The sequence below is a fragment of the Petroclostridium sp. X23 genome, from assembly GCF_030013905.1.
Classification (GTDB): Bacteria; Bacillota; Clostridia; order SK-Y3; family SK-Y3; genus X23.
The window spans coordinates 3,525,276-3,539,700 of the sequence record NZ_CP124862.1; the positions used below are offsets into that span (position 1 = coordinate 3,525,276).

At 41.1% G+C, this 14,425-nt stretch carries 6 protein-coding genes; all 6 read left to right on the plus strand.

Annotation, left to right across the window (positions count from 1 at the left end; all coding sequences use genetic code 11):
- Nucleotides 1-131: 131 nt before the first annotated feature.
- A complete protein-coding gene (addB, locus tag QKW49_RS16620; RefSeq protein WP_282863785.1) occupies nucleotides 132-3,566 on the plus strand; it encodes a helicase-exonuclease AddAB subunit AddB in 3,435 nt (1,144 codons plus the stop codon).
- A gap of 500 nt (nucleotides 3,567-4,066) precedes the next feature.
- Nucleotides 4,067-7,855, plus strand: coding sequence for a helicase-exonuclease AddAB subunit AddA (gene addA / locus QKW49_RS16625; protein WP_282863786.1), 3,789 nt, complete (start codon nucleotides 4,067-4,069; stop codon nucleotides 7,853-7,855).
- 63 nt (nucleotides 7,856-7,918) lie between these two features.
- Nucleotides 7,919-9,250 carry an exonuclease SbcCD subunit D C-terminal domain-containing protein gene (locus tag QKW49_RS16630; protein WP_282863787.1) on the plus strand — a complete coding sequence of 444 codons (1,332 nt, stop codon included), beginning with the start codon at nucleotides 7,919-7,921 and terminating at the stop codon, nucleotides 9,248-9,250.
- Nucleotides 9,231-12,314, plus strand: a complete 3,084-nt coding sequence (locus tag QKW49_RS16635) for an SMC family ATPase (protein ID WP_282863788.1) — start codon at nucleotides 9,231-9,233, stop codon at nucleotides 12,312-12,314. The genes QKW49_RS16630 and QKW49_RS16635 overlap by 20 nt, the downstream gene beginning before the upstream one ends.
- 94 nt (nucleotides 12,315-12,408) lie before the next feature.
- On the plus strand, nucleotides 12,409-12,870 hold the full coding sequence (locus QKW49_RS16640) for a hypothetical protein (RefSeq protein ID WP_282863789.1): 462 nt from the start codon (nucleotides 12,409-12,411) through the stop codon (nucleotides 12,868-12,870).
- A 212-nt stretch (nucleotides 12,871-13,082) separates the two neighbouring features.
- A complete protein-coding gene (locus QKW49_RS16645) occupies nucleotides 13,083-14,387 on the plus strand; it encodes an O-antigen ligase family protein (RefSeq protein WP_282863790.1) in 1,305 nt (434 codons plus the stop codon).
- The last annotated feature ends 38 nt before the right edge of the window (nucleotides 14,388-14,425 follow it).

The following is a 14,425-nucleotide window of genomic DNA, read 5'->3' on the forward strand; positions in this document are numbered from 1 at the left end:
TTTTATACCGTAATTATTTATATTCAATATCCTTTGTCCAATAGTCTTAAAATACCATCCTATCATTAACCTTTATTAATGGCCTTGCCTATGGTAAAATGTTCTTATCATAATAGCGGAGGAATATGTCCATGAGCTTAAGGCCGATTTATGGAAGGGCAGGCAGCGGCAAAAGCTATTTTTGCCTTAATGAGATAAAAGAAAAATTGAAAAACGAAAGCAATACGCCGTTAATCCTTTTAGTGCCGGAACAGTACACGCTGCAGACGGAAAGGAATCTCATCAGGATGGTTGGAACGGCGGGAATCATGCGGGCGGAAGTATTAAGCTTTCAACGTCTGGCATACAGGGTATTCAATGAGGTTGGGGGTGTAACACGCCAACACATTAATTCCGCAGGAAAATGCATTATCCTATATAGAGTGATGGACCGTATAAAGGAACAGTTGAAGTTTTTTACCAGAGCAGTAAAACAACAGGGATTCGTAAATACGCTTTGCAGTACGATATCTGAAATGAAACGGTATAATGTTACCCCTCAGCTGCTGGCAAATATAAAGAATGGTTTGCATGATGATTTGCTGCAGGACAAACTGCAAGATCTTCATATGATCTTTGATGAATTTGAAAAAACCCTTCATCAAAAATACATGGATGGTGATGACAGTTTAACCATCCTTGCGGATAAATTGGATAGATCCTCCCGTCTAGCCGGTGCGGAGATATGGATAGATGAATTCTCGGGGTTTACTCCCCAGGAATATAGGATCATTGAAAAGCTTTTAAACAAAGCCAAGAGAGTGAACATTTCTCTTTGTACCGATTGCTTGGTCACAGAAATAGAAGAGAATGAATGTGAAATATTCTCACCTACCCGTAATACAGCCAAGAAATTGTTGAAATTGGCACAAGATTGCGGTGTTAATACAGACAGCCCTGTGAGATGTGAGCATCAAGCGTTTAGCAGGTTTGATGAAAGCAAAGAATTGGCGCATCTTGAGCAGTATTACGCGGCGTTTCCTTACCGTACATATAGAGGCAAGACAAAAGATATCCGAATCTTTTCAGCCGCAAACATTTATTCGGAAGTTGAGGATACGGCGAGAGATATTATCAGATTGTGCAGAGATAAAGGAATGAGATATAGGGATATTGCTGTGGTTACAAGGAACTTGCCGGGATATGAAAAGTTGGTGCAGTCCATATTCGGAGAATATGGTATTCCTTGTTTTATTGACCGGAAAAAGGATATCAGCAATCATCCTTTTGTTTTGCTGGTGTTGTCAGTATTAGAAATTTTTATTAGAAACTGGTCTTATGAATCGGTTTTTAGATATTTAAAAACGGATTTAACAGATATTGATAAAGAAGATGTAGATATGATTGAAAACTATGTGCTTGCCAACGGGATCAAGGGCAGTGCATGGACAAAGGGTGAAGTATGGACGTTCCGGTTAGGAAGCGGGTTTGAACAAAACCAAGCAACGGAATACGAGATAGGGACGCTAAATAAAGTAAATGAGATCCGGCAAAAGATCACTGCACCTCTTGCAAATTTCCGTTCTAAGACAAAAGGAAGAAGAAATGCAAGGGAATTTTGTGCTGCCCTTTTTGAATTCCTATGTGATATCGGTGTGCCGGAGAGAATAGAAGTCCGTATAGAGGATCTTAAAAAAGAAGGACAGGCGAGTCCGGCAAATGAATACGGACAGATATGGAATATTTGCATGCATGTGTTTGATCAGATTGCAGAGAGCATGGGAGAGGACCAGGTTGGTGTAGAAAAATTCAGAGAACTGCTTGCACTCGCATTTGGAGAATATAAGATCGGTTTAATACCCCCTACTTTGGATCAAGTCCTTGTAGGGAGTATAGAACGTTCTAAAAGCCACGATATTAAGGCGTTGTATATATTAGGCATTAATGATGGTGTTTTTCCTGCTCCCGCGGCAGACGAAGGGATCTTAACCGATAAAGACAGACAAAATTTGCGCAAGCAAGGGGTTGAGCTTGCGCAGGACACACGTATACAAGCGTTTGAAGAACAATATTTAATATATACCGCTTTGACAACAGCCAGAACGCATTTAACACTAAGCTATCCGATCGCGGATCATGAAGGAAAGACCATGCGGCCTTCCGCCATCATTTCGAGAATTAAAAAGTTGTTTCCGGAAATCAGGGAGAACAGCAATATTGTAAAATATCAGAAAAACGGAAAAGGCATGGAAGAGATATCTGCACCGGTACCCACCTTTAATCAGCTTGTTGCTGCAATTAGAAAAAAAGCCGAAGGTGCAGAGATGGAGCCGGTATGGCAGGAAGTGTATCAATGGTATATGCAGCAGGAACCGTGGAAAGACAAATGCGCAGCAGTAGCTTCAGCTATTCATTATTCAAATCAGGTACAGTACGTGAACAGTGGAAAGATTAGAAAGCTTTACGGGACCCCCGTATATTCCAGCATATCCAGGATGGAAAGATTTGCTTCCTGTCCCTTCGCCTACTATATGCAATATGGACTGAAGGCGAAAGAAAGAAAAGTCTTTCAACTTAGCGCACCGGATGTAGGAACATTTATACACAGCGTACTGGACGAGTTTTCGAATATGCTGGAAAATGAAAACATAGGTTGGAGAAACTTAGAACCGGATTGGTGCACACAAAAAATATCTGAGATTGTAGACGATCTGATACAAAAAATGTCCGGTTCTATTTTTAATAGTACTAAGAGATACAGGTATTTGACAATACGTTTAAAACGGGTGCTTACCCGGGCGGTATGGGTGATTGCCCAGCATATTAAAAAAAGCGGTTTTGATCCTTTGGGTTATGAAATGACCTTCCAAGATCAGGGGCATTTCCCGCCCATTACACTAATGTTGGGTAGTGGGGAAGAAATTAAACTTGTAGGAAGGATAGACCGGATTGATACCATGCAATCGGAACAGGGATCCTATTTGAGGATTATTGATTACAAATCCGGTGCCAAAGCATTCAAATTGGCGGATGCCTACTATGGTCTGCAGATTCAGCTCATCACTTATTTGGACGCCATATGGGAGAACGGACATCAAAAACTGCAGCAACCGGTATTGCCCGGAGGGATTTTATACTTTAGAATTGATGATCCCATTATTAAAAGCAGGTCGGATATCCAAGAGGAAGAAATAGAAAGAGCCATTATGAAACAGCTTAAAATGAAGGGTCTGCTGCTGGCAGACGTAAAGATGATCAAAGAAATGGACCGCGATATTGACGGTGATTCGCTCATTGTCCCTGCCAGAGTAAATAAGGGAGATGTGCTGGGAAAGACATCATCAGCAGCAACACTGCAGCAATTTGAAAAACTGCGCGGACATGTGAAAAATCTGCTTATGCAAATGGGGGAAGAACTGTTGAAAGGAAATGTATCCATTCAACCTTATAAGAAAAATAAAGTCAGTTCTTGTACGTACTGTAACTATGCCTCTATCTGCCAATTCGATCCCGTCATGCGTGACAATAAATACAGGGTACTGCAGGACATAAAAGATGAAGAAGTATGGAAGCTCATGGGCGATTAATACCGTACAATCAACATAGGCTAGACTGTAGGGGCAGGCCTTGTGTCTGCCCGAATCGATAACCGTTGGTATTTACAGGTGGACGAGGAATAAATGTTGTCAACTTAATATTATAAGTTACGATAATTTGAATTATAGATAACCAATATAATCACAGGAGCGTTTGTAGGGGGGGACGACTCTGTCCACCCGAAGATCATCCAATAATGTACCGGGCGGACAGGGTCGTCCGCCCCTACAGTAAACCCAGCATTACTGGGGGTGTTCCCTACTAAATCGTAGGATGATAAAAACTTATACATACATAAAGGAGGCTGTGAAAAGTGCTTGATTGGTCGAAAATCAAACATGGGGACAGTCCCTCTGTTATGCCAAAACCGGGCAAACAGCAGGTACAGTCCCCAAGTTCGATTTTCTCTATGTGCTGAATTCGACTTTATCACATTCTCCTAAAGAAATGTGTAAAAAACCACTGAAAATCCAACACGGGAGCTGATAATATGAACAACCAACAAATAAATAATAAAAAGAAACTCCCTGCTGTCACCTGGACCCCTGAACAGCTGGCGGCAATTACTACATCGGGCTGCAACCTGCTGGTCGCAGCTGCTGCGGGATCAGGAAAGACAGCGGTACTTGTAGAGAGAATTATAAAAAAAATAACCGATGACAAAAATCCGGTTGATATAGATAGAATGCTAATCGTTACTTTTACCAATGCCGCCGCTACGGAAATGAGAGAAAGAATAGGTGCGGCGATCATAAAGGCACTGGAGAAAAAGCCGGAATCACGGCAGCTGCAAAAACAGCTTACGCTGCTCCATAAAGCCAGCATCACCACGATACATTCTTTCTGTCTTGAAGTCATAAGGAATAACTTTCACTGTATAGATCTGGACCCGAATTTTCGTATTGCTCATGAAACAGAAACGGTCCTTTTGAAAATAGAAGCGCTGGAAGAATTATTTGAAGAACGGTATCAAACAGACCCGATACAGCCTGAGTTTATACGGTTGGTGGAATGCTATGGCGGAAGTATAGATGACAGCATGCTGCAGGATATGGTCTTTGCTTTGTATGATTTTGTGCAAAGCGCACCGTGGCCTAAAATGTGGCTGCATCAACAAGCGGAAGCGTTCAATTTGCCTGAGCATATAGATTTTGCGGAAACTGCATGGGGAAAAGTGCTTATGCGTAGTTTGAGAATAGAGCTGCAAGGTTTTTTAAATATTCTGAAAACAGCAGAGAATATTATCCTGCAATCTGAAGGCCTGCAGCCATACCATACCAATATTGTCGACGATATTCATAATATCAATTTATTGATAAGTAAATGCGCAGGTACATGGGATGAACTCTATGACGCTTTTACCGGTACGGAATTCAGTAGACTTGCCCGATGCGGAAAAGAAGCTGACAAAGAGAAACAAGAACAGGTGAAGAACATCCGGGATGAAGTAAAAAAAAGACTGAAGAAAGTCAAAGAAGAGGTTTTTTGTGCGATTTCCCGGGAAATAACCGGAGATTTGAGGAATTTGTACCCTTTGATGCAGTGCCTATGTGACCTGGTGATGGAATTTGACGACAGATATGCATATAAAAAGAAGGAAAAAGCACTTGTCGATTTCAATGACTTGGAGCATTTTTGTCTCGAGATATTGACCGGTCAGGATGCAGACGGAAATATGATCCCTACGAAAACAGCGGAAGATCTTCAACAGCGATTTGAAGAAATTCTTATCGATGAATATCAGGACAGCAATATGGTACAGGAAGTTATCATGAATGTGATTTCTCGAAAAAATATCGATAAGCCTAATATCTTTATGGTAGGAGATGTAAAGCAGAGCATTTACAGATTCAGACAGGCGAGGCCGGAACTTTTTTTGGACAAATATATGCGTTATTCCGGTGATGAAGGCATGCCTGAAAGAAGAATCCGGTTATATAAAAATTTCAGAAGCCGAAAAGAAGTCATCGATGGTGTTAACTTTATATTCCAGCAGATGATGTCAAAAGATGTGGGTGAGTTGGAATATGATGAAGTCGAAGCATTAAACTTTGGGGCGCACTTTGATTCGGAGGAGAGCTCGGACGTGAGTGTTGGAGGCCCTGTAGAATTACATCTGATAGATTTAAAGCATGATGAGGACGATAGAACTTTTACCCAACCTAATGATGATGTAGAAGATGAGGAAATGAACGAACAGGAAGAAGAGCAGCCGGACCAGATACAATGTGAGGCGAGAATCGTAGCAAAAAGAATAAAACAGCTTATGTCTGCGGATGAAACAGGGACGGTACATAAGATTTATGATAAGAATGCCGGCGGATATCGGACCGTAGCATTTAAGGATATCATTATTTTACTACGTACAACACGGAATTGGGCGGATATCTTTGTGGAAGAACTGGGGATGCAGGGAATCCCTGCATATGCGGATACGGGAACGGGTTATTTTAAAACAGTAGAAATCAAGACCATGATGTCGCTGCTGCAAATTATTGATAATCCGATGCAGGATATTCCTTTGCTTTCAGTACTGCGATCCCCTATCGCGTCTTTTACTCCGGAAGAGTTAATCGATATCCGTTTAGTGGATAAGGAATGCTCTTTTTATGAATGCATGAAAAAACTGAGTATAGAGGATTCGAATCAGACAGCGCACAAGACCCAAAAATTCCTTGATCGTCTTGCTCATTGGCGAAAAAATGCCGGGCATATGTCCACTGATGAACTGATTTGGTATTTATATACCGATACGGGCTATTTTAGTTTTGTAGGTGTTATGCCGGGAGGGGAACAGCGGCAGGCCAATTTGAAAATTCTATTTGAACGGGCACGTCAGTTTGAAGAAACAAGCTATAAAGGGTTATTCAACTTTATAAATTTCATCAATAAACTTAAAAGCAGCAGAGGGGATATGGGGAGCGCCAAGATACTGGGTGAAAACGAAAATGTAGTGAGGATTATGAGTATCCACAAAAGTAAGGGGTTGGAATTCCCTGTGGTTTTTGTTTGCGGAACAGGGAAGCAATTTAATATGCAGGATATGAATAAAAGCATACTGCTTCACCAGGACTTAGGATTCGGCCCCGAGTTTGTAGATCATGAGAGAAGGATTGCATATCCTTCGGTACCGAAACAGGCATTGAAATATAAAATTAAGCTGGAGAGCCTGTCGGAAGAAATGAGAATCCTTTATGTGGCCTTTACCAGAGCCAAAGAAAAATTGATCATCACCGGCTGCATAAAGGGATTGGAAAAAACTGCGGCAGCCTGGTGCAAAAGTCTGGAAACAATCGGCGCGAAACTGCCGGAGTATGAAAAAATGAAAGCAAAGAGCTACCTTGATTGGATCGGCCCTATCGTTGTAAAACACAAAGACGGCAAGCTGTTGAGGAATACCGCCGGAGTGGATCAAGAGCATGCATTGATAGACCATGACTCTACATGGGATATAAAACTGTGGACGAAAAAAGATGCGATGGGTATACAACAGGAGATGGAGCAAAAAGAGCAGGAGCTGCTTCAGCATTTGGAACAAGACGCTGAAGCGGAACACGGGTACTATCAAGACGAGATTGATAAAAGATTAAGCTGGCAGTACAGCTATAAAGTTTCGGAAATGCTGCCCACAAAGATGTCGGTGACAGAACTGAAAAGGCATTTTAACGCTGAGCTGGCCGATGAATACGCTATGCCGATTTTTATACCTACGCTTATAAAAAAACCTTTGTTCATGGAAGAAAGCAAAGGTCTTAATGCTGCTGAGAGGGGTTCCGCCATGCACTTTGTGATGCAGCACTTAAAGCTGGACAAGATCGCATCAGTCCAAGAACTCTCTCAGCAATTAAAAGAGATGGTAGGTATGGAATTACTTACCGAACAGCAGGCAGGTGTGGTAGATGTACGTAAAATCAGAAGATTTTTTGATTCGCCGTTAGGGCAGCGGTTGTTAAATGCGGATGAGGTGAACCGTGAAATACCCTTTAATATTGAGCTCAAAAGTACCGAGCTGCATAAAGAACTGGATGAAGAGATTTATGGGGAAGAAAGCATCTTGCTTCAAGGAATGATAGATTGTTATTTTGAAGAGCAGGACGAACTTGTGCTTGTAGATTATAAAACGGATTATGTACCCGACGGCGATATGGATATAATAAAAGAAAGATACAGGGTACAAATTGAATACTATGCCAAAGCATTGGAAAGCATTACCTGTAAGAGAGTAAAAGAGAGATATATCTATTTGTTTTGGAACGGAGAAACCCTTTCGATGCAGTAAATAATTTGGTAGGGGCAGGCCTTGTGTCTGCCCGTGTATTGCTAAAATTCAAGGAGCGTGATGATGATGAGAATACTCCACACTTCCGATTGGCACCTTGGCAAACATCTTGAAAATATCAGCAGAATTGAAGAACAACGGGAATTCATTGATGAGCTATGTGATATATGTGAACAGGAATCCATTGATATTGTCTTGATTGCCGGTGACATCTTTGATACATATACACCATCGGCAGCAGCCGAAGAACTTTTTTACGATGCTGTAGACCGTTTATCCGATAAGGGAAGACGGGCTGTTATTGTCATAGCCGGAAACCATGATAGTCCCGAAAGACTTTGTGCCGCCAGCCCGCTGGCATATAAAAATGGCGTCATCATACTGGGCTACCCCAATAGTGATGCCGGTGAGTACCCCACCATAGGGAACAATATTAAAGTGGTCGATTCAGGAAGCGGATGGTTGGAGCTTAAAACCGGAAATTGTGCGCATCATGCGGTAATCATCGCACTTCCGTATCCTTCGGAATCCCGATTAGAGCAGGTATTATGCCATGAAACAGATGAAGAAAAACAGCAGAAAGCTTATTCAGATAAGATTACAGATGTATTGACACAGCTCAGTGAAAAATTCAGGCAGGATACGGTCAATTTAATCGTGAGCCACCTGTTCTTAAACGGAGGGAAAGAATGTGACTCAGAGCGGACACTTCAGGTGGGGGGAGCAATGACGGTAAATACTCAAAAGCTGCCGACCAATGCGCAGTATATCGCATTGGGGCATTTGCACAGGCCACAGAGGATCAAAAGTGCGCCTGCACCGACAGTCTATTCAGGTTCACCCCTTGCTTACAGTTTTTCGGAAGCCGGACAGGCCAAAGCAGTATTTGTGGTCGATGCTGTTCCGGGGAACGAAGCGGATATAAAGGAAATCTTTTTAAATAGCGGGAAACCTCTGGTCAGATGGATTGCAGAACAAGGAATCGAACAAGCCATGGCTTGGTGCAAAGAAGGTAAGGATAAAAATGCGTGGATAGACCTTGAAATTCATACCGACAGGATTATTACCTCCGAAGAACAAAAAGAGCTGAGAGAACAAAATTCCGGCATTATGAATATCCGCCCGGTGATTATATCGGAAGACCGTGAGATAGAAACATTCCAGGACCGTGAAACAAAAAAAATTGATGAATTATTTAAAGAATATTACCATTATAAAACGGGAACGGAAATTTCAGAAGAACTGATCAATACATTCCTGGATATATTAAATGATGAAGAATCTGCAGAGGATGAGCAGGATACAAGTACTGACACAGGGATATTATCTGCTCCAAGCTCCTCACTCCCGGGGAAATACAGTGGAGGTGACGGTATTGAGACCAAGATTTCTTGAAATAGAAGGGTTGCAGAGCTTTAAAGAGGTACAGCGTATCGATTTTGATAAATTAGGTGAAACAGGTTTGTTCGGTATTTTCGGCCCTACCGGAAGCGGTAAGTCTACAATACTGGACGCCATTACGTTGGCGCTATATGGGAATGTGCAGCGTGCCGGCCGAGGTACGCAGGGGATCATGAATACCGCTGTAAATAGTCTGAAGGTATCGTTTACTTTTGACTTGTTAAAAGACAATAGTGGAAAAACATACCGAGTGGATAGAACCTACAAAAGAAAAAAGAATTCAGATAACTACGTGGAATCAAAGACTTCCAGGCTGATTGATGTCAACCAAGAGATTACCATTGCGGATAAGGAAAGGGAGGTAACAGCAAAGGTTGTTGATCTGTTGGGTCTTGATTGTGATGATTTCACCCGTTCGGTGGTGCTTCCGCAAAATAAGTTTCAAGAATTTCTTTTTCTGGATAAATCCAAAAAGAGAGATATGATGGAGCGCATTTTTTATCTTGAAGAATACGGTCGTAAATTGTCCGATAAGGTAAATAGGAAATTATCATCCATAAAAAACCGGCTTTACCATGTAGAAGGAGCGATGTCCTCATTGGGAGATGCTTCTGAAAAGGCACTTATACAAGCGGAAGGACAGATGAAAGAAGCTTGGGAAGGTAAAGAGAAGGCAGACCAAGCGCTTAAACTTGCGGAAATAGAGTTCAATAACAACAAAGAAATTTGGGAGCTGACCCTGCAAAAAAATGAGATTGAGAAAAAGGAACAGGCACACCTGTCTAAGTCAGAGGTCATAAATGGAAAAAAAGAAATGTATCAAAAAGCTGTTAAAGCCGACCATTTGCATGATACAATAGAAATATATAAAGCAACCGCCGCCAATTTGACAAAAACGGAAGAACAGTTAAAAGCGGTGGAGAAAATGCTGCCCGAATTAGAAAACCGGTTAAGCCATCTGCAAGTCGAGTATGACCAAGCAGTAGAAAAAGCAGAAAAAGAAATCCCTATGTTTATAGAACGGAGAGCAAAGCTTAATACCGCAATGGAAATACAGCAAGAGCTGGTGGGCATTGAGCAAAAATTAAATGAGCTTCGTAAAAAATATCAAAGCTGCAAGAAACAAAAGGATATCGCCGAAAAAGAAATAAGGGAGAAGACAAAAGAGGAAGAACAAGTGACGGACGGCGTGATGAACGCAAAGCAGCAGATAGAGGACCTGAAGACAGACGTGGATTATCGAAAGAAGATGCAGGAAGGAAGCCGGCGTGAACAAACTTTAAAAGTGAAGAAAGCCGGGCTGGAAGAGATTGATTCAAAAATAGGCCAAATAAAGCTGCAAATTGAAAATCAAATAAGAAAATGTGAAGAAGTACAGCGAAGCAAAGATATTAATCAGTCTTTGGTGGAGGAGCACAGAAAAAAAGTGCAAAGCGTGAAAGAAAACTATTTTAAAAATGCGGCCTTCCAGCTGGCGCAAAATCTGAAAGAAGGAAGTCCTTGTCCGGTCTGCGGTTCTTTATATCATGTCGGGCAGATACAAGAAAAAGAGTCTCTTGAGTATACCAATGTAGAAGAACAGTTAAAGCAGGCGGAAGCTGAATTGGTAAAAGAGGAAAAGAATTTCCGGCAGGCTGAGAATCAGTGGATTAAGCTTTCTGAACAGGTAAAAATTTTGCAGCAGCAGTTGGGGCAAATGACATTGGAGTTAGACGGAAAGCAGACGGAATATGATGAATTGCATCATGGACTTCCTGAACTGCTGGAAAGCCTCAATATCAGGAGTTTTAGTATCCAGCTTGAAAATATTGAGAAAAACGACAGAATGATTGAGACACTGCGCAGCGGCATGGAGCAGCATGAAAAAAAACTGGACAGCATACGCAAAGAAATAAGTCAACTGGTACAGCAGAGACAGCAGTTAGACATTCAATACAACGAAATAGAAATAGAAGGCCGGAATTTACGGGAACATAAAACACAAAAAGAAGCAAAACTGGGTGAAATCACAGAAGGAAAAGAGATCGGCAAAGAACTTGAAGAGGTGAATACGGCGGTCACATTCCTCCAACAGCACAGGCAAGAATTGGCGCAGCAATTAACAATATTGAAGAACAAGTATCAGCAAACTGCCGGGCAAAAAAGCACATTGGAGAATCAACAGCAAATTTTTACTGCAAAGGTTAATGAAGAGACTGGGAGAATGAATACATTATTGCAGCAAAACGGATTCGCGAGTATCGGGGAAGTAGAGAGCTGCATACTTTCAAAAGAACGTCAGCAGGTTTTGAATGATGAGATCGAACAATATGAGAAAATCTGCAAGCAGCTTCAGATGAGTAAGAACATATTGGACGAAAGATTGAATGGACGCAGCTTAAGCAGCGATGCATGGGAGCAAATCAATACCCTGTATGCTTCTAAAAAGGAAGAGAAAGAACAGAGCATTTCTCTTTATGAAAATAAAAAAAGCATTTATAATCACATCAAGAAAAACTTTGATCGATGGGTTGAATTAAATGTACAGCTCCAAGACTTGAATAAAAAGAAAGAAAATTCGGAGCAGATCCAAAGGTTGTTAAAAGGAAATAGCTTCATTGAATTTATTTCTGAAGAGAGGTTGAGATATATCGCCGGTGAGGCTTCCGAAACTTTGGGATTATTGACCAAATATAAGTATGCGCTTGAACTGGATACCGAAAACGGGTTCGTGATCCGAGACAATGCAAATGGCGGTGTGCATCGAATGATTACGTCCTTATCGGGAGGAGAAGTTTTTCTGACATCGTTAGCCTTGGCACTGGCCTTATCTTCACAAATTCAACTGAAAGGACAGAGTCCGCTGGAGTTTTTCTTTTTGGATGAAGGTTTTGGAACGTTGGATGGTAATTTGCTCGATACGGTTATTGATTCATTGGAACGGCTGAGCACTACAAAACGTGTCATCGGATTAATCAGCCACGTACCGGAACTTCGTAACAGGATCTGCCGCCGCTTGGTGGTTGAACCGCCCACATCCTGCGGACAAGGCAGCAAGGTAACAATAGAAAAAGCATAAAAATGGAAAAAAATCAAATTTGTGTAACAAAAACTCAAATATCATGTTATAATGATGTTTATAGTTTATTTTAATGTATGAAGGGGAAATGACTATGAATGAATATACTTATCCGACAAAGACAACCAAAGCTTACAATATAAATCCTTCAAAGCTTATTATTCTGATTACAACTTGTATTGGGATACTGGGTATTATATTTTTTCTATCATTTTATATATCCTACAATAAGATCTCTGCCGATCGGAAGATAAATAGAAGTGAAAAGAATACCATTAATGAGCAGGCGCAGGTCATTGAGCAGATGAAAAATGAGTTGAGCATAAAAGATGAACAAATAGAAGAACTGAAGGCACAGTTAGAAAAAAAAGAGGCACAAATCAATGATATAAAAGCCAGTGAAGAGTATTCTAAAATGATTGCGGATGAGCTAAAAAGCCTTCCGAAAGAGACAAGGATTATAACTCCAACAACGCCAAAGACCGAATCTGCGAATACAGCAACACAGCCAAAACAGTCGGACGTGCAAAAAGATATCTATATCAAGGCGCAGTAACAAATAAGGACCGTCCGAGATCGCTGAAAAAGTCCAATTCAGCACGAAGAGAAAATCGGACATGGGGACTGGTCTGCTGTCAGGCTTGGGTTTTGGCCGGACTGCGGCCCTGTCCCCGTGTCAGATTTTCGAACGATAAGCACTTTTTCAGTATTCTCGAATCGTCCCGTGCTTCACGACTGAACAAATACTTGATTAGCGTGGGAAAACATATGTTAACGACTCAGGATAAACATAACAAAATAAATATTGAAGCGGCCGCAGTCATGCTATTTTTTATTACTGCGGTTTTTTTTCAGGGATTGTATTTTTTTCATCAGTATATAATCGCCAATATCTTCATTTTGATATATACACTATATATCATACTTAAACAAGGGAGAAGACTGCCTGTAAATGCTGCGGTGGTTGCTCTTTTTATTTTTTGGGGTATCAATGTACTCTCTGTTTTCTATGGCGCCAATAGCAGCGGCGCAGCTAATGAAGCTTTAAGAATACTTGCGTATTTACCGGCATTTGTCATTGGGTGGCTCTATGATAAGATACACCAGGAGCAGGTAGATAAAGCGGTCATTATTTCCGGTGTTTCAACAAGCTTCATCGGACTATTAAACCTTTCAGGGATTCTCTTAATGGATGGGACGCTTTATGGGGAAAGAATGCAGTCGACGTTTCAGTATGCGAATGTTACCGCCGTATATTTGATGATAGGGATTGTATTATGCATAAAAGCTATGAAGAGAAAAGAAAGCGGGAAATGGAAAGCAAACATCATCAACCTGTGTATATATGTCCTTACCTGTGGACTGATTTTGACTTATTCGCGGGGAATGTGGATAATATTTGCCGTATTTAACGTTTATCTATTATTATCGCGTCAACTGGCAGAGAGGATAAATAAAATAAGGTATATATATCTGCTGATGGTAGCAGTTGCAGCTTCAGTCTTTCTGGCCTCATTAACGGGACAAAAAAGTTTTGTGTTGGTATTGTTCATTGGAGCAGTCGTATGCATGCTGCCTGAAATTTTTTCTTTTTATTATTATTCTACCGCCATTCGGCTGCTTGCTGCAGGCGGTTTTGCAGCGGCTTCTTTTCTTCACAATACCATCGTAACACGATTATCAAATATCAGTTTCAATGCTACAGAATGGACTGCGAGAACAGCGTATTATAAAGGGGCTTTGCGTCTGGTGCAAGATTACCGGCTGTTTGGTTCCGGTGCTATGGGGTGGGCGGTACTATGCGAAAAGTACGCGGGTGATTATGTGAAGTATGTACATAATTATTATCTTCAGGTACTGACAGATGTAGGATTGGTTGGGGCTATGTTTTTATTTCTTTTTATAATATCTGTTGCAGTAAAATATCATAAAAACAAAAGAAAAGATAGTTATTCCGCAGTCATTGTAATCACAATATTTATTCATTCTATGATAGACATCGACATGCATTTTCAACTGATTGCAATCATATTCTTTTTATACTGCGGATTCCTATATGCAGAGCAAGTATGAAAGGGGAAAACTGATAAGTATGACTGTAGGGGCGGCCT